The organism is Streptomyces sp. NPDC018019, assembly GCF_044327805.1.
Lineage (GTDB): Bacteria > Actinomycetota > Actinomycetes > Streptomycetales > Streptomycetaceae > Streptomyces.
On sequence record NZ_JBIRGD010000010.1, the window covers coordinates 235,077 to 251,551 of the forward strand.

A 16,475-nucleotide genomic window follows, 5' to 3' on the forward strand; every position below is an offset into this window, starting at 1 on the left:
GATGACCGCCACGTCCGGGACCGGGACCCGTACGGCGCGGGCCGCCGTCACCGCCGCCGCCCTCCTGCTGGCCGTCACCCTCGGCCCGCCCGCCGCCCACGCCGCGGACCCGCCCGGCGTCGCCGAGGACACCACCGCGCCGGTGGCGATCGATCCGCGCGACCCGGACCTGCGCATGGTCCAGGGAGCGATCCTCGCGCCCGCCAAGGTGCTCAACATCAAGTCCATTGTCGAGACCGATGACGGGGCCGAGCGGCGGCAGGACACCAACGCCAATGTGACCTTCGCCCTCCAGGCCGAGGTCCTCTTCGGCAAGGACAGTGCCGAGCTGACCCCCGACGCGCTGTCCCGCATCGCCGCCATCGCCACCGAGATCAAGCAGCAGCACGCCGCCAGCCTGCGCGTCTTCGGCTTCACCGACAACCTGGGGACGGCCGCCCACGGCCTGACGCTGTCCAAGGACCGCGCCAACGCCGTCCAGCGCGAACTGGCCGAGCAGCTCGGCCCGGCCGTCACGTTCCAGATCCGGGGCTACGGCGAGCAGTACCCGATCGCGGACAATGCCACGGAGGACGGCCGGAAGAAGAACCGCCGGGTGGAGGTGAGCTTCCCTCGTACGGAGGCGGCCGGGCGGCGTTGAGGAGGGCGCCGGGGCCCGCGCGCTGAGGGGCCGTCGCGTGTCCGGGCCCGTCAGGAGTGGAGGGCCTCGCGCAGGGCGCGTACCTGGTCGGCGAGGTTGCGTTCGCTGACGCGGGCCTGGGGGAAGAGCAGGTCGAAGCCGTGGACGGCGCCGGGGACCTGCACGAGTTCGGTGGTGACGCCGGCGGCGGACAGGCGTGCGGCGTAGTCGCGGCCCTCGTCGCGGAGCGGGTCGATCTCCGCCACGGCGATGTAGGCGGGCGGCAGTCCGCCGAGGTCGGCGGCGCGGATCGGGGAGGCGTACGGGTCGGTGTGGCGGTCCTTCGCGTAGTACCGCACGGCCAGTTCCAGCGCGCCCCGGTTGAGGACCGGGGTGTCGGTGAACTCCCGCGCCGAGGCGGTGGACAGGCTGCCGTCCAGGCCCGGGTAGGTCAGGGACTGGAAGAGCACGTGCGGGCCTGACCGGTCGCGGGCCCGCAGCACGGTGGAGGCGGCGATGTTCCCGCCGGCACTGCCGCCGGCCACCGCGATGCGTGCGGGGTCGCCGCCGAGTCCGGCAGCGTTGGCGGCGATCCAGAGCAGGGCGGCGTAGGCGTCGTCGGCCGCGGCCGGGAAGGGGTGTTCGGGGGCGAGGCGGTAGTCGACGGAGACGACGACGGCCCGGGCGTCGCGGGCGTAGCGCAGGGAACGTCCCTCTTCGGCCTCGGGGGACCCGTAGGTGTAGGCGCCGCCGTGCACGTAGAGGATCATCGGCAGGTCTTCGGAGGTGTCGGGCCGGTAGACGCGCAGCCGCAGTTGTCCTCCGGGACCGGGTATGTACAGGTCCCGCACCTTGACCTGGTCGTCGACGGGGGTTTCGGGGTGCTCGCGCAGGAGTGCGTAGCGCTGGGGGTCGGCGAGGACCGCGTCCAGGCCGTAGACGGGGAAGACGCCGGTGTCGGCGGTGTCGAGCAGGGTCTGGATCTCGGGATCGACAGCGGGGACGGACATGGCTGACGGCCACCTTCCGGGAGCGGGCCGGGAGTTGCCGCCCGGCGCTGGTGTGCGGAACGACCTCAGTCTCTGCTGGTCGAGAGCGGCATTGAAGTGGCCCGGGGGCCACTATCTGCAACTATTGGGCCATGACCGTAGCGACACCTCACCACGTGGCCGTTCTCGCCCTCGCACCGGTGGTGGCCTTCGACCTCAGCATCCCGGCCCAGATGCTGGCCGGGGTCGAAACCCGCGCGGGGCACGCGGCCTACGAGGTGCGCACCCTCACCCCGGACGGCTCCCCGGTGCCGACGGTGAACGGGTACGGCGTCACGCCCCAGGGCGGCCTGTCCCTGCTGGAGCACGCCGACACGGTGATCATCGCGGGGACCCGCTGCCCGGAGGTGGTCGAGGACGGCGTGGTGGACCCACGTGTCGCCGAGGCGTTGCGCGCGGCCCGGCACCGCGCCCGGCTGGTGTCCCTGTGCACCGGCTCGTTCGTCCTCGCGGCCGCGGGCCTGCTGGAGGGCGGCCGGGCCGCGACCCACTGGCGCTACGCGCAGCAGTTCAGGCGGCTCTTCCCCACGGTCGACCTCGACACCAACCCGCTGTACGTCGCCGATCGCGGCATCCTGACCTCGGCCGGCGGCGCGGCGGCCATCGACCTGTGCCTGCACCTGGTCCGGGAGGACCACGGCAGCTCCGTGGCGAACCGCGTGGCCCGGTACAACGTGGTCGCGCCCCTGCGGGACGGCGGGCAGGCGCAGTACGTCGAGCGCCCGGTCCGGGAGGACGCGGGGACCTCGACGGCCGGGGCGCGGGCGCTGATGACGGAGCACCTGGACCGGCGGCTGTCCCTCAAGGACCTCGCGGCGCACTGCCACATGAGCGTACGGACGTTCACCCGGCGGTTCCGGCAGGAGACCGGGCTCTCCCCCGCCGCGTGGCTCACCTCGGCGCGTCTGGAGCACGCGCGCCACCTGCTGGAGTCGACGGAGCTGCCCGTGGACGACATCGCGGCCAGGACCGGTCTGGGCAGCGGGACCAACCTGCGGCAGCACATGCGGGACGCCCTGGACACCACCCCCTCCGCCTACCGCAGGGCGTTCCGCTCTTCCCCCGCCGCCCAAGCGCCGTAGGGCCGGGGCGTCCCGACGCGTGCGCACGGCACTCCCTCGCCGCTCGTACAGCAGCCGCTGATGGGCCGTCGGGCGGTGGCCGTACGAATGGGCCCGGGGCGGGGTATACCTCCCCTTTACTGCATCTTTGTTGCAGGTGCACACGGCTGGCGCGACGCTGGCACGGTTCCATGACGCCAGCCCGTGAGGAACCACCCGCACCATGAGCATCAGCCCCGCCGCCCCTTCCGCGCCGCCCGCAACGGACGGCGGACCGGACGGACGGCGACGGCGGGGGCTGCGCAGGCTGCGGACGCCGATGACGCGCGAGGAGTGGACCCGGCTCGGCGGCATGGCGGCGTTCATCCTCGCGCTGCACGTCATCGGCTGGTTCACGCTGGTGGCGATCGTCGCGCCCGAGCACTACAGCCTCGGGACGAAGTCCTTCGGCGTCGGCATCGGCGTCACCGCGTACACCCTCGGCATGCGGCACGCCTTCGACGCCGACCACATCGCCGCCATCGACAACACCACCCGCAAGCTGATGGGCGAGGGCCGGCGCCCGCTCTCCGTGGGCTTCTGGTTCTCCCTCGGCCACTCCAGCGTCGTCTTCAGCCTGGCCTTCCTCCTCTCCCTCGGCATCAGGACGCTGGCCGATCCCGTACGCGACGACGATTCACAACTGCACAACATCACGGGACTCATCGGAACCACCGTCTCCGGTGTCTTCCTCTACGTCATCGCCGCCGTCAACCTCGTCGTCCTCGCCGGCATCTGGCAGGTCTTCCGACGGATGCGCACCGGCCACTACGACGAGGCCGCCCTGGAGGAACAGCTCGGCAACCGCGGCCTGCTGAACCGTCTCCTCGGCCGCCTGATGAAGTCCATCACCAAGCCCTGGCAGATGTACCCGCTCGGCCTGCTCTTCGGCCTCGGCTTCGACACCGCCACCGAAATCGCCCTGCTGGTCCTGGCCGGCTCCGGCGCCGCCTCGGGCCTGCCCTGGTACGCGATCCTCTGCCTGCCCGTCCTCTTCGCGGCCGGCATGAGCCTGCTGGACACCATCGACGGCACGTTCATGAATTTCGCGTACGGCTGGGCCTTCTCCAAGCCCGTCCGCAAGGTCTATTACAACCTCACCATCACCGGCCTGTCCGTCGCCGTCGCCCTCATCATCGGCACCGTCGAACTCCTGGGCCTGCTCGCCGACAAGCTCTCCCTGCACGGCCCCTTCTGGGAATGGGTGTCCGGCCTCGACCTCAACACCATCGGCTTCGTGATCGTCGGCCTCTTCTTCGCCACCTGGGCGGTCGCCGGAGCCGTCTGGAAACTCGCCCGGGTGGAGGAGAAGTGGACGGCGGGGCTGCGGGCACCCGCCTCCGACCGGCCCGCCGACTGATCACCGGACCGAGTGCGGGATCGAGTACGGAACCGATGACCGGACCAAGTATTGGACTGATCGATTCAATACGTGTAGCGTCAGCGCCATGGCCCGTCCCAGGAAGTTCGACGAGGAGCGGGCGGTCGACGCCGCGATGAACGCGTTCTGGGCCGCCGGCTACGAAGCCACGTCCACGCAGGACCTGTGCGAGGCGACCGGCCTCGGGCGGAGCAGCATCTACAACACGTTCAAGAGCAAGCACGACCTGTTCGAGCGGGCGCTGGACCGCTTCATGGCGGAGCGGAACGGCGAGCTGTTCGCGCTGCTGGAAAGCGACCTGCCGGTGCGGGAGAAGATCCGTACGCATCTTCAGCGGGTCGTGGACGAGGAGTGCGCGGGCGAACGGCGCGGCTGCCTGGTGGTGAACACCGCCGTCGAGGTGGCGGCCCGCGACGAGGAGGTCGCGGGCGAGCTGGCGCGGGACTACCGGCTGCGGCTGGAGGCAATCCGCGCCGCCATCGCGTCCGGCCAGCGGGACGGTGACATCGACGCGGACAAGGACGCGCGCGCTCTCGCCCACCTGGTCATCGCGGCCGTCGGCGGCCTGCGCGTCTCGGCCCGCTGCGGTGCCGATCGCGCGGCGCTGGAGGGGGTCATGGAGGGATTCATGGCGGCGCTCTGAGAGGTGGAGCGCGATGGGCGGGGCGGAGTGTGCCCCGCCGCGGCGGCGGTCCGGCCACCGGGCCGCCTTTCTTTTCGTCCTAGTTTTGAACTGAACGATACATAACGCGGGTACCTGCGTCCCACGCCCATGCCGGACGCCCCGCCGTACAAGAACGGGAGTACGTGAGAACCATGCCCATAGCCGTCCATCTCCTCGGGCTGGGGATCTTCGCCCAGGGAACCTCCGAGTTCATGCTCGCGGGGCTGCTGCCCAACGTCGCCACGGACCTGGGCGTTTCCATCCCCGACGCCGGGCTCCTGGTGTCCGCGTTCGCCATCGGCATGGTCGTGGGCGCGCCCGTACTCGCCGTCGGCACCCTGCGCCTGCCGCGCCGGACCGCGCTGATCGCCTTCCAGCTCGTCTTCGTGGCCGGGCACGTCGTCGGGGCGCTGGCTCCGGGGTACGGGGTGCTGTTCGCGACGCGGGTCGTCAGCGCGTTCGCGTACGCGGGGTTCTGGGCGGTGGCCGCCGCGACGGCGGTGGGCCTGGTGGCCCCCGACGCCAAGGGCAAGGCGCTGTCCATCGTCGGCACCGGACTCACGCTCGCGACGATCGTGGGCGTACCGGCCGGCACGGTGCTGAGCCAGCACGTGGGCTGGCGCGCGGCGTTCTGGGCCGTGGTCGCCCTGACCGTCGTCAGCCTGCTCGCCCTGCTCGCCGTCCTGCCCGCCGGCCGTACGGGCCAGGAAGCACCCGCCTCCCCGCGCCGCGAGCTCACGGCCCTGGCCCGGCCCGCCCTGTGGGTCTCCTACCTCGTCACCACGCTGAGCTTCGGCGCCGCCATCGTCACCTTCAGCTATCTCACGCCGGTGCTGACCGAGGTGAGCGGACTGCCGGCGGGCCTGGTGCCGGCCGTACTCGCGCTGTACGGAGTCGGCGGGCTCCTCGGGATGACCCTCGGCGGACGCACCGCCGACCGCCACCCCCTGCGCACCCTCTTCCTCGGCGTCGGCGGCCTGACCGCCGCCTCCGCGCTGCTCGCCCTGACGGCCGCGCACCTGGCCGTGACCATCGCACTCGTCTTCGTCCTCGGCCTGACCGGCTACGTCACCAACCCGGTCGTGCAGTCCCGGGTGTTCGCCATCGCCCCGGACGCACCGACACTGGCCCCCGCGGTCAACACGTCCGCCTTCAACGTCGGCATCACGCTCACCCCGATGCTGGGCGGCCTGACGATCGACGCGGGGTACGGCTTCACGTCGGTGGCCTGGGTGGGCGCGGCGGTCGGCGCCGCCGCGTTGGCCGCGGCGCTGTGGGCGGCAACACTCCAGCGCCACGCGAAGAGCCGTACGGTGACGGCCCGGACGCCGGTCACGTCGGGCTCCCCCACCGCCGGGGACAGGCCGGACGCGCTGGCAGCGGTCGACTGACCGGCCGCCTCATCGGCACAGCTCACACCACACGGTCTTGCCGTCGGCACCGAGGCGGTCCGGTTCGAGCGCGTACCTCCCAGGGGGTGGACCTTGCCGCCAAGGAGTTCACCAAACGGGCGTCGGCGACGACTCGGTGGGGAGTTGCGGAAGTTGCGTGAGCGCGCAGGGGTGACCGCGCGTGAGGCGGGGCAACTGCTCAGCGTGAACGCGGCGCGGCTCAGCAGTATCGAGTCCGGGCGCTTCGGAGTGAGTGCCGAGCGGGTGCGCATGTCCGCGCACGAATACGGCTGCGTGGACGAGGCGTCCATTGCCGCACTTGCTGATTTGACGGTAGGCCGTGGTCGTCAATGAGGTACTCGGAGCGGGTTTGCTTACAGCGGCAGGTGAGCCTCGTCCGACCGGCGCGGGTTGCCCTCGGAACGGCAACGCCGCAGGGACGGCCATGGCCGGCATGAGTTCGGGAGTTACTACGGACTTTCCGCCCATCGTCATGCCCCCTTAGCGGTGAGCCGGCCGATGGCCCGGATGACCTGGCGCCGGGTGGCCAGGCGTCGGGCGAGGAAGGCCATCACCCGGTTCATGCGGCCTGCGATGACGCTGGGTGGCGGGTTCCTGCGGTCCAGGGCGGCCAGCGCGGTGCGGACGACGTCGGCGGGTGAGGCGAGCCTGGTCCCTCCGGCGGCCTGTGGGGTGCCCACGACGTCGAAGAACTCGGTCCGGGTCGCGCCGGGGGACAGGGCCAGTACCCGCAGGCCGGTGCCGCGTGACTCCTCCCAGAGCGCTTCGGTGAGGCTGAGCACGAACGCCTTGGTCGCCCCGTAGAGCGCCATGCGCGGGTTGGGCTGGTAGGCGGCCATGCTCGCCACGTTGACCAGTACCCCGCGGCCCGCGGTACGCAGTTGGCCGATGAAGGCACGGCTGATGTCGGCGACCGCGGTCACAACGACCGCGATCTCCCGGTGCAGCCGGTCCGGGTCCGCCTGGTGGAAGGGGCCGAAGGTGGCGAACCCGGCGTTGTTGATCAGGCTCGTGACGTGCAGGCCGAGCCGGTCCAGCTGCGCGGCCAGCGCCTGCCCGGGGTGGTCCGTGGCCAGGTCCATCTCCACCACGTGCACCTGGATCCGATGCTGTTCGCGCAGCTCGGTGGCCAGCTTCTCCAGGCGCTCCCTGCGGCGGGCGACCAGCACCAGGCCGGAGCCGCGGGCGGCGAGCTGGCGGGCGAACTCGGCGCCGAGGCCCGCGCTGGCCCCGGTGATGAGGGTGGTGTGTCCGTGGTAGTCGACGGCCGGCATGCTCATCCTTCTTTCAGTCGCTGCCTTCTTGGCAGTTAATGCCAAGTAGTCGGTCGCTGTCCAGAGGCGTATCCTGACGTCTATGACGACCTTGTGGGAGCGTTCGCGGCAGGTCGCCGTCCAGGCGATCCTGGACACGGCGGTACGCCTGTTCGCCGAGCAGGGCTACGAGCAGACGACGATCGCGCAGATCGCGCGGGAGGCGGGGATCTCGCAGCGCTCCCTTTTCCGCTACTTCGGTACCAAGGAGGACCTGGTCTGCGGCGACCAGGAGGCGCTGGGCGAGCTGCTGAAACGGACCGTCGAGCAGCAGCCGGCCGAGATGTCCGCCTGGGATGCCCTGCGCGCCGGATTCGAGGCCATCCTGACCGCCAATCACCCCCCTGAGCGTGCGCTGGAGCTGTCCCGCCTCATCTTCGACACGCCCTCGCTGCATGCCCGCTACATCGAGAAGCGACTGCGCTGGCAGGCCGAACTCGTCCCCGTCATCCGGGCGCGGCTGGGCAACGGCTCCGGCCGTCCGGCTCCCGACACGCAGGCCAAGGCGATCGTCGCGACGGTCTTCGCCTGTATCGACACGGCAACCGAACTCTGGGCCGGACATGAGGGACGGATCGACCTGGCAGATCTCTACGACCAGTGCCTCGCTGCGGTGCGGGGCCACGGCTGAGGCACGTATCCCCGGCACACCTTCGGGCAGCTCCCGACGTCACCGCGCGCGGTCGACCGCAGCTGTCTAAAGCAGGTGGCAAGGGCCAAGTGGCGGGCCATGCGCTGGGAGCTTCCACTGAACGCGTTCCAGGCCGCCTTGGGGATCGCCTGACCCCGAACAACAACTGACCACTCAACATGAAAGACCAGCCTCCAGATCGACGCAGGCTCAGGAACCTGGCAGAAGTCAGCGGATGGTGAGCCCGCCGTCGACGGCGAGGATGGTGCCGGTGGTCCACTGGGCCGAGGCCAGGTAGGCGGCCGCGGTGGCGACGTCATCGGCGGTGCCGAGGCGTCCCAGGGGGTAGGAGTGCTCGATCCGCTCGTCGTGTGCGGTGCGTTCCTCTGCGGTCATGGGGGCGAGATAGGAGCGTTCGTACTGGGGAGTGCGGACGGCGCCGGGAGCGATGGCGTTGACACGGACTCCTTGGGGGCCGAGTTCACTGGCCAGCGCCCGGGTCATGGAGTTGAGCGCTCCGCGGGTGGCGGAGTAGGCGGCCGAAGGACGGCCGGCGACCATTTTGCGGGCCCAGTAGCTGCTGATGTTGATGATGCTTCCCCGAGCGTTCACGAGGGCGGGCAGGAGTTGCCGGCTCAGCAGCAGCGGCACCTGGACGTTGAGGTGCCACATGGTGTTCATCTCGTCGACCGTGGTGTCGGCAAGGGAGGCGAAGTGTGCGGTGCCGACGTTGTTGACGAGGGTGTCGACCCGGTCGGTCAGGTTTCCGACGTGCGCGGCGATCCGGGCGGGGGCATCGGGCGCGGAGAGGTCCGCGGGGACGGTGTGCGCGACGGTGCCGTGCCGGCCGAGTTCCTTGGCGGCGGTCTTGAGCTTGGCGCGGTTGCGGGCGACGAGAATCAGGTCCGCTCCGTCGTGGGCGAGGGCGTCGGCGATGGCCAGGCCCAGGCCCTCGCTGCCGCCGGTGACGACGGCGAAACGGCCGGTGGTGCGGTGCTCGGGCATGTCGGATTGCCTTTGTGTGGTCGGTGGAAGCGCTCGGCGTCGCGATCGGCGCAGCTCTTCTAGTTGGCCGCTGCGGGCGTTGGGGAGGTAGTCGGGGAGGGCGGCGCTGCCGGGCAGCCGGCTCGCCCAGTTGGCGAGGAAGCCGGTGCGGGCTGCTCCGGGCTCCACGATCGTCGTCCGGATGCCCGGCGAGCTGATCTGTAGTGCACGGCCCCCTTTTGCCGCGCGCAGAGCGGCGCGCAGGACATTGGCGGCGGCAGCGGCTCGTCGTCGCGCGTCACCGCGATCACTCGCTCACCTGAACTCAGAACCTCACTGACCAGGGCCTGGCCCAACCCGCCGGACGCGCCGGTGATCAGCCGCACACGGGACCCCACGCTTCGCACCTCTCGCACGAGCCAGACAAACGGACCGATCTTGTCCGTTTCCATGAGGGTAGAGGAGGCGGACAGAAGCTGTCCACTTATGGATAGGATGAGGTGATGAACACGGAGCGGTCTGCGACGGCCCAGGGGGCGGCGATGCCCGTGCGCGCCGACGCCCAGCGCAATGCCGCGCGGGTTCTCGCGGCCGCGCGTCGTGCCGTCGCCTCTACCGGGCTGGACGTGAGCTACCACGAGATCGCCCGGGAGGCAGGCGTCGGTGTGGGCACCGTCTACCGGCGCTATCCCGAACGCGACCAGCTCATGGCGGCGGTGCTGAGCGACATCCTCGCCGAACTGATCGGCACCGCACACCAGGCTCTGGACTGCGATGACGCCTGGGAGGGCTTCTCGTTGCTGTTCACCGGCCTGGCCCTGCGCACCGCTCAGAACGCGGGACTGTCCGGCTCCCTGGACCAGCACGGCGGGCTCGCTGTCGCCCAGCAGCGCCACGAGCTCCTCGACCTCACCCGGAGGGTCATCGAACGCGCTCAGGACCAGGGACGTCTTCGCCGGGATCTCGCCTGGCAGGAAGTGCTGCGGCTGACCGGCGCCCCAGCGGTACAGGGATGCGTGCTGGGCCTCGAACCTGACCCTGCACACGGTCACCACTCGGTGCTGACCGTTCTTCTCGACGGCCTGCAAACCGGCTGACACCGGCGGCGTGCCGAAGCTCCCAGGGGCGGATGACAATCGTCCGGGAGTGGACGACACCGCCGGGACATGCCGTGCATCCACTCGGCGCGTTCCATGAATGCGAGTCTCCCGACACCGGGTACACCGGCCCTTTGCCGATGACCCGGTGAGCCGACCACGGACGGTCCCCTCGAACCGGTTCACGCCAGGGGCTGAACGGTCTCCAAGCTCCGCACGCCGCCCGGTAATCCGATTCAGCAGCTCGGGATCCATGCCTCGGATGGCAGAAGGCCGCCTGACCCCAGCGAGCAGGAATCAGCGAACCGTCCAGCTCCGGCAGACGACCTACTGCGCAGACTGCCGCCGGCGACCAGCACGAGCACCCCGAGAGCCGGTCACACCAGCCCTTTGGCCCGTGGTTTCAAGGTGGCGGAGGCTCAATGGTGGGACGGTTGGCGGGACGTGTCGTCGTCAGCCTTGTTCGACCTTGCCGAGCTTGGGCACCATGCCACTGCGATCAGCACTGCGCAGATGGCCCATCTGCCCGGACTGATGCAGACCGTCGAATACGCCCGGGTCATCTTCCGGCAGTCCATTCCCGCACTGCCTCCTCCAGAGGTCGAGTATCGCGTCTCACACCGGATCGAACGCCAGCAGATCATTTACGGAGATGATCCGACGCCCTTCAAGGCGATCATCCATGAGACGGCACCGCGCATGCAATTCGGTGGTCGGCGAGTCACCAGGCAACAGCTCGGGCACATCGCCGAGTTGAGCGAGCAACCGCATATCACCGTGCTCGTGATCCCGTACCCGGCCGGGATCTTTCCCGGGGCCGGACAGACCGTTCTCTGTGCCTCCGGGCCGGTGCCGCAGCTGGACACCCTACAACTGGACTCCCGAACATGGACCTGAGTGCGTATACGCGGATTCTCAATTGGAGAAGCACCGCACGTTCATGCGGAGCTCCGAAGTCATGGCGCTGGTAGGGACCGCTTCACGGGACTTCATTCGCGGAATCATCGACAACCTTTGAAGGGGCAGGCCCTGACCGTGTCCATACCCACCTGGCAGAAGTCTTCTTACAGTGGCAATGCCAGCAACTGCATCGAACTTACGGAGGCTGCGGACAAGTCCGTGCTTCTGCGTGATGGCCGTAGTGCCGAGCGGTGGAGCGGGCGGTTGGTCACGGAGTGCTGACCGTGACGCGGGTGCCGGGGCGCAGGCCCCAGTGGGCCATGGCGCCGGCTTCCGCTTCCAGGATGTGCCGGGCGCGGAGGCGGGGGAGGCCGAGCCGCCCCGGCCGCATGGTGCGTACGGCCAGCACGGTGAGGTCCCGGGTGAGGTAGGCGACGTCGAGCGGGAAGCGCATGCGGAAGGTGTGCACACCGCTCGCCGGGGTGAGCAGCAGGGCGCCGTCGATGCCGTCCCGGCCCAGCAGGCCGCGGGCGCGCGCACGGTAGGACGCGGCGATCTCCAGGGGGATCGCCACCGGGCCGCCGGGTGGCCCGGTGACCGATTCGGCCGTACGTCCGGCTTCCACGGGCGTCGTTTCTCCGCCGTCGGGCGGTGCGAAGCGGAGCGTTCCTGATCCGTTCTGCCAGCGGGCCATGGAGAGCGTTTTATCAGCCTAGGGTCGGCCGTGTGGCTGTGATGTTGATGGTTTTCGCCGCTGCCTACGGGGCCGTGGCCGGGCTGCTGGTGCGGCGGCCCGCGTACCGGCTGGCTGTCGGGCCGGGGGAGCGCCGGCGCGACTCCTGTCCGGGCGGGCATCCGGTCGCCGGGTCGTGGCGGGGGTGGATAGGGCCGGGGCGCTGCCGGACCTGTGGGGCGTACGGGCCGGGGGCGGCGACGACCGCCCTGGTCACCGCGCTGGCCTGCGGCGCGCTCGCCGCCGCCACCGGGGCCCGGCCGGAGCTGGTGGTCTGGCTGGCGGCCGCCCCGGTGGCCGTGCTGCTCGCTGTGGTCGACCGGCGGGTGGGGCGGCTGCCCGACGTGCTGACCCTGCCGCTGGCGGGCGGCACGGCGCTCCTGCTGGGCGGCGCCGGGCTGGGTACCGAGGCCGCCGGATCGTGGGGCGGGGCACTGCTCGGTGGACCGGCCCTCGCGGCGTTCTATTTCATCCTTTATCTGGTCAATCCGGAGGGAATGGGGTTCGGGGACGTCAAGTTGGCGATCGGGTTGGGCGTCACTCTTGGGTGGTACGGCTGGGCAATTCTGATCACTGGCGCGTTCGCGGGGGTGCTGCTCGGCGCGCTCTACGGCTGCGGGCTCCTGCTGAGGCGCGCCGGAAGCGCGGAACGCCGTAATGATGGGCTCAAACAGGCCATCCCGTACGGCCCTTTCATGATCATCGGGGCGTTTCTCGGCGTGCTTCTGGGGGCCGCCGCGGCGCCTTGATCCAAAAACCGGCCGCGCCGTTCCACCCGAAGTTGCACGGAGCACCCCCTCGGCGGGGTTATGGTGGAAACCCCCCCTCGGGCCGGTCCGTATCCCCCCCACGGACCGGCCCGCTTTTTTGTGTCCGGGTACGGATCTCGCCATGATCACGCCAGAGCGGGATTCGTACACGGAACGTGCGAACGTCTCTACGGAAGGTAGGGAACGTTTCGCGAAGCCGCCACGGACCGAACAGAATCAGCCGCGCTTCGCCCAGATGTTCACGCCGTCGGTCGACTTCTCGAACTCCTCGATCACGGCCGCTTCCTCGTCCGTGGTCTTCGAGGCGCCCGTCGCGGCAATCCCGTCCAGGTGCTCGCCCGTCAGCAGGCCCTGGGCGAGGGCGCTGAGGGAGAGGAGCCTGTGCCTTCCGCCTCCGGGGTCTTCAGGAGGGCGCCTTCCTCGGTCCGCCGTCGCTCACCGAGTACGTGGTCGGGTGGCCCGGCGGCCGTACGCCCATCGCCTCCTCCGGCGGAGTGTCCGGGGCGAAACGGTGCGAAGAGAAGATGTCGCCGTAATCGACGCCCATCAGCCGCAGTGGCACATCCGGCGACGAGAGCGGTTATTTACCCGGTCCCCATTTGCTGTAGGGCCCGGAGCGCAGGAAATTTCCGATCTTCGCGGAGAGCGCGATCTCGTCGCGGCAGGGCCGGAAGTCCTGCGCAAAGACCTTTCCGAAGTCCGGCTCGGCCGAACCGGGCGGCGGGCCGTACTTGTTCGCCAGGCCGAAGGCCGCGCGCCGCGGGATCGCCCCCAGGGGCGCGAGAGGCGGTCGGCACCGGAGTTGTGCCACAGGCCCAGGGAGGCGGCGGGGAGTTTGCGACCGGTGTGCCCGCTACGGCGGTACTCCATGGAGTCGGTCGTGCGTTTTCGCGGCAATGCGGACAGGGGCGCCGGACATGGTCGTCTCCTTATCACCGAGTTGTGACACACCTGATTGGGTCGCCGGGACGTCCGCGACGTAAAGTTGCCGACTTGAGGCGACGGGGGCGACCGCCATTTGCACGGAGGGGCTTGACCACACATGCTGCGATCTTCCGGGGTGCGCATCCCGTACCCGCCCGCGTTGCGCAACCTCGTCTACAGGCTCTACGCCCGCCGGGTCGAAGGCCGCCTCGACCATGCCCAGGTCCCCAAGCACATCGGCGTCATCCTCGACGGCAACCGCCGCTGGGCGCGGGCCGACGGCCGGAGTCCCGAGCAGGGGCACCAGGCCGGCGCCGAAAAGATCACCGAGCTGCTGGGCTGGTGCGAGGAGACCGATGTCGAGGTCGTCACGCTGTGGCTGCTGTCCACGGACAACCTCGACCGGCCCGCGAAGGAACTGAACCCGCTGCTGGGCATCATCGAGAACACGGTGCGCGGCCTGGCCGCCGACGGCCGCTGGCGGGTCCACCACGTCGGCAACCGCGACCTGCTGCCCGACGGCACGCAGAAGGTGCTCAAGGAGGCCGAGCAGGCCACCGCGGACCACACCGGCATCCTGGTGAACGTCGCCGTCGGCTACGGCGGCCGGCAGGAGATCGCGGACGCGGTGCGCTCGCTGCTCCTGGACCACGCCGAGCGCGGCACCACCTTCGAGGAACTGGCCGACATCGTCGACATCGACCTCATCTCCGAACACCTCTACACCCGCGGCCAGCCGGACCCGGACCTGGTGATCCGCACCAGCGGCGAGCAGCGGCTGTCCGGCTTCATGCTCTGGCAGAGCGCCCACTCGGAGTACTACTTCTGCGAGGTCTTCTGGCCGGCCTTCCGCAAGGTGGACTTCCTGCGCGCCCTGCGCGACTACGCCGCCCGCCACCGGCGTTACGGCTTCTAGGCCGCCCGGACCGCCCCCTCCCGGCGCGGGACACCACCCGCGCCGAACCCGTAACCAAGCGTTCACCGGCCGTGCGTCATATGCCATTGCATGGGTGCGCACGTTCGCGGGAATATCCCTTCCAGGTCGGTATCCGGCAGTACCAGTCATCGGATGCCGTATCTCCGCGGACGGCACGGGGCCGTCCGCCCGGGAGGCCCTTTGCACATCACGGACGACCGTGCGGACCGCACGGACGACGCGGAGGGCCGGCGTTCGGCCCGCGCACGAGGGCCCGAGCCCGGTCCCGTCGCCCGCCGCCCGACGGCGCGGCGACCCCACTCCCGCGACGCCGTCGCACCCCGACCTCATCCGAGGGGGTACGTCCACCCGTGGTGAACAGCAAGCAGCGCCGTGAGAACGGCCGGCGCACCTATGTCCTCGACACCAGCGTGCTGCTGGCGGATCCAGGCTCCATGTCCCGCTTCGACGAGCACGAGGTCGTGCTGCCGGTCGTCGTGGTCACCGAACTGGAGGAGAAGAGGCATCATCCGGAACTCGGCTACTTCGCCCGGCAGGCCCTGCGCCTGCTCGACGAGTACCGGGTGCGGTACGGGCGGCTGGACGCCCCGATCCCGATCGGGGACCTGGGCGGGACCCTCCGGGTCGAGCTGAACCACGCCGACCCGGCGGTGCTGCCGGCCGGCTTCCGGCTGGGCGACAACGACTCGCGGATCCTCGCGGTGGCCCGCAACCTCCAGGCCGAGGGCTACGACGTCACGGTCGTCTCCAAGGACCTGCCGCTGCGCATCAAGGCGTCCGCGGTGGGCCTGCTGGCGGAGGAGTACCGCGCCGAGCTGGCCATCACGGACTCCGGCTGGACGGGCATGACGGAGCTGAGCGCCACCGCCGAGCAGATCGACGGCCTCTTCGCCACGGAGAGCGCCTACCTGCCCGAGGCCGCCGGACTGCCCGTGCACACCGGGCTCGTCCTCCAGTCCGAGCGGGGCAAGGCGCTCGGCCGGGTGACGGCCGACGGCAGCGTGCGGCTGGTGCGCGGCGACCGGGAGGCGTTCGGCATCCACGGGCGCAGCGCCGAGCAGCGGATCGCCCTCGACCTGCTGCTCGACCAGGAGGTCGGCATCGTCTCGATGGGCGGCCGGGCCGGTACGGGCAAGTCGGCGCTGGCGCTGTGCGCGGGCCTGGAGGCGGTGCTCGAACGGCGGCAGCACCGCAAGGTGATGGTCTTCCGGCCGCTGTACGCGGTCGGCGGGCAGGAACTGGGCTACCTGCCGGGCACCGAGGCGGAGAAGATGAGCCCGTGGGCCCAGGCCGTCTTCGACACGCTGTCCGCGGTGACCACCACGGACGTCATCGAAGAGGTGGTGAGCCGCGGCATGTTGGAGGTGCTGCCGCTCACCCACATCCGGGGCCGGTCGCTGCACGACGCCTTCGTCATCGTCGACGAGGCCCAGTCGCTGGAGCGCAACGTGCTGCTGACCGTGCTGTCCAGGATCGGCGCCAACTCGCGCGTGGTCCTCACCCATGACGTGGCACAGCGCGACAACCTGCGGGTCGGCCGGTACGACGGCGTGGTCGCGGTCGTCGAGAAGCTCAAGGGCCACCCGCTGTTCGCGCATGTGACGCTCACCCGCTCGGAGCGGTCGCCGATCGCGGCGCTGGTGACCGAAATGCTGGAGGACGGCCGGATCTGACCCGGTGTGGCATGTGGCGCCGTCCGGCAGGGCGCAGGAGCTTAGCCGGGCGGCGCCGTGCTGCGCGGGCATTTCCGCAAATCACCTACGGCAAACGGGGTGTGAGCTTTCACACGCAACGGAGAATTGATTCGGCGCGTCCGGTTCGGGCAGAGTCTGGTTCCTGTCAGGCCCCGCATACGGCACACCCGCACCCCCAGCGGTGCGGAACCCGGAGAACTCCATAGCGCCGCCGTATGCCGCCCGAGCACCACGCGGACCCCGAGGGGGACGTACCGGGCCAGTGCC

At 70.4% G+C, this 16,475-nt stretch carries 18 protein-coding genes; 13 read left to right on the forward strand and 5 right to left on the reverse strand.

What is annotated here, in order from left to right:
* Position 1: 1 nt before the first annotated feature.
* Positions 2 to 640 carry an OmpA family protein gene (locus tag ACH4FX_RS19215; protein WP_398480395.1) on the forward strand — a complete coding sequence of 213 codons (639 nt, stop codon included), beginning with the start codon at positions 2 to 4 and terminating at the stop codon, positions 638 to 640.
* Between the two features lie 50 nt (positions 641 to 690).
* Here the strand turns inward: ACH4FX_RS19215 and ACH4FX_RS19220 are convergent, their stop codons facing one another.
* A complete protein-coding gene (locus ACH4FX_RS19220) occupies positions 691 to 1,629 on the reverse strand; it encodes an alpha/beta hydrolase (protein WP_398480397.1) in 939 nt (312 codons plus the stop codon).
* Between the two features lie 131 nt (positions 1,630 to 1,760).
* Between ACH4FX_RS19220 and ACH4FX_RS19225 the strand changes: the two genes are divergently transcribed.
* From ACH4FX_RS19225 to ACH4FX_RS19245, 5 genes are all read left to right on the forward strand, one after another.
* Positions 1,761 to 2,750 (forward strand): GlxA family transcriptional regulator, encoded by a 990-nt coding sequence (locus ACH4FX_RS19225; protein ID WP_398480399.1) that lies wholly within the window; start codon positions 1,761 to 1,763, stop codon positions 2,748 to 2,750.
* Positions 2,751 to 3,048: 298 nt separating this feature from the next.
* Positions 3,049 to 4,128, forward strand: coding sequence for a HoxN/HupN/NixA family nickel/cobalt transporter (locus ACH4FX_RS19230; RefSeq protein ID WP_398480517.1), 1,080 nt, complete (start codon positions 3,049 to 3,051; stop codon positions 4,126 to 4,128).
* A gap of 88 nt (positions 4,129 to 4,216) precedes the next feature.
* The gene (locus ACH4FX_RS19235; RefSeq protein WP_398480401.1) at positions 4,217 to 4,792 is read left to right on the forward strand and encodes a TetR/AcrR family transcriptional regulator; all 576 of its coding nucleotides are present in this window, start codon (positions 4,217 to 4,219) and stop codon (positions 4,790 to 4,792) included.
* Between the two features lie 173 nt (positions 4,793 to 4,965).
* Positions 4,966 to 6,204, forward strand: coding sequence for a Cmx/CmrA family chloramphenicol efflux MFS transporter (locus ACH4FX_RS19240; RefSeq protein ID WP_398480518.1), 1,239 nt, complete (start codon positions 4,966 to 4,968; stop codon positions 6,202 to 6,204).
* Positions 6,205 to 6,297: 93 nt separating this feature from the next.
* Positions 6,298 to 6,558, forward strand: a complete 261-nt coding sequence (locus tag ACH4FX_RS19245) for a helix-turn-helix domain-containing protein (RefSeq protein ID WP_398480403.1) — start codon at positions 6,298 to 6,300, stop codon at positions 6,556 to 6,558.
* 137 nt (positions 6,559 to 6,695) lie between these two features.
* Here the strand turns inward: ACH4FX_RS19245 and ACH4FX_RS19250 are convergent, their stop codons facing one another.
* The gene (locus ACH4FX_RS19250) at positions 6,696 to 7,499 is read right to left on the reverse strand and encodes an SDR family NAD(P)-dependent oxidoreductase (RefSeq protein ID WP_398480405.1); all 804 of its coding nucleotides are present in this window, start codon (positions 7,497 to 7,499) and stop codon (positions 6,696 to 6,698) included.
* Between the two features lie 82 nt (positions 7,500 to 7,581).
* On the opposite strand from ACH4FX_RS19250, the gene ACH4FX_RS19255 reads away from it, so the two are divergent.
* Positions 7,582 to 8,169 (forward strand): TetR/AcrR family transcriptional regulator, encoded by a 588-nt coding sequence (locus tag ACH4FX_RS19255; protein ID WP_398480407.1) that lies wholly within the window; start codon positions 7,582 to 7,584, stop codon positions 8,167 to 8,169.
* Between the two features lie 228 nt (positions 8,170 to 8,397).
* Here ACH4FX_RS19255 and ACH4FX_RS19260 read toward each other — a convergent pair whose 3' ends face one another.
* The gene (locus ACH4FX_RS19260; protein ID WP_398480409.1) at positions 8,398 to 9,342 is read right to left on the reverse strand and encodes an SDR family NAD(P)-dependent oxidoreductase; all 945 of its coding nucleotides are present in this window, start codon (positions 9,340 to 9,342) and stop codon (positions 8,398 to 8,400) included.
* 314 nt (positions 9,343 to 9,656) lie between these two features.
* Between ACH4FX_RS19260 and ACH4FX_RS19265 the strand changes: the two genes are divergently transcribed.
* The 3 genes from ACH4FX_RS19265 (at position 9,657) to ACH4FX_RS19275 (ending at position 11,432) form a co-directional block, all read left to right on the forward strand.
* Positions 9,657 to 10,250: a TetR/AcrR family transcriptional regulator gene (locus ACH4FX_RS19265; RefSeq protein WP_398480411.1), complete on the forward strand. Its 594-nt coding sequence runs from the start codon at positions 9,657 to 9,659 to the stop codon at positions 10,248 to 10,250.
* Between the two features lie 390 nt (positions 10,251 to 10,640).
* Positions 10,641 to 11,147, forward strand: coding sequence for a DUF5753 domain-containing protein (locus ACH4FX_RS19270; RefSeq protein ID WP_398480413.1), 507 nt, complete (start codon positions 10,641 to 10,643; stop codon positions 11,145 to 11,147).
* A 138-nt stretch (positions 11,148 to 11,285) separates the two neighbouring features.
* Positions 11,286 to 11,432, forward strand: coding sequence for a DUF397 domain-containing protein (locus ACH4FX_RS19275; protein ID WP_398480414.1), 147 nt, complete (start codon positions 11,286 to 11,288; stop codon positions 11,430 to 11,432).
* Here the strand turns inward: ACH4FX_RS19275 and ACH4FX_RS19280 are convergent.
* Positions 11,419 to 11,844 (reverse strand): DUF192 domain-containing protein, encoded by a 426-nt coding sequence (locus ACH4FX_RS19280; RefSeq protein ID WP_398480416.1) that lies wholly within the window; start codon positions 11,842 to 11,844, stop codon positions 11,419 to 11,421. The two genes, ACH4FX_RS19275 and ACH4FX_RS19280, sit on opposite strands and share 14 nt — an antisense overlap.
* Positions 11,845 to 11,876: 32 nt before the next feature.
* Here ACH4FX_RS19280 and ACH4FX_RS19285 point away from each other — a divergent pair, with 32 nt between their 5' ends.
* The gene (locus tag ACH4FX_RS19285) at positions 11,877 to 12,632 is read left to right on the forward strand and encodes a prepilin peptidase (RefSeq protein ID WP_398480418.1); all 756 of its coding nucleotides are present in this window, start codon (positions 11,877 to 11,879) and stop codon (positions 12,630 to 12,632) included.
* Positions 12,633 to 13,056: 424 nt separating this feature from the next.
* Here the strand turns inward: ACH4FX_RS19285 and ACH4FX_RS19290 are convergent, their stop codons facing one another.
* Positions 13,057 to 13,200 (reverse strand): hypothetical protein, encoded by a 144-nt coding sequence (locus ACH4FX_RS19290; protein WP_398480420.1) that lies wholly within the window; start codon positions 13,198 to 13,200, stop codon positions 13,057 to 13,059.
* 495 nt (positions 13,201 to 13,695) lie between these two features.
* Between ACH4FX_RS19290 and ACH4FX_RS19295 the strand changes: the two genes are divergently transcribed.
* Positions 13,696 to 14,493, forward strand: a complete 798-nt coding sequence (locus tag ACH4FX_RS19295) for an isoprenyl transferase (protein ID WP_398480421.1) — start codon at positions 13,696 to 13,698, stop codon at positions 14,491 to 14,493.
* Positions 14,494 to 14,864: 371 nt separating this feature from the next.
* On the forward strand, positions 14,865 to 16,187 hold the full coding sequence (locus ACH4FX_RS19300; protein WP_398480423.1) for a PhoH family protein: 1,323 nt from the start codon (positions 14,865 to 14,867) through the stop codon (positions 16,185 to 16,187).
* Positions 16,188 to 16,475 lie beyond the last annotated feature (288 nt).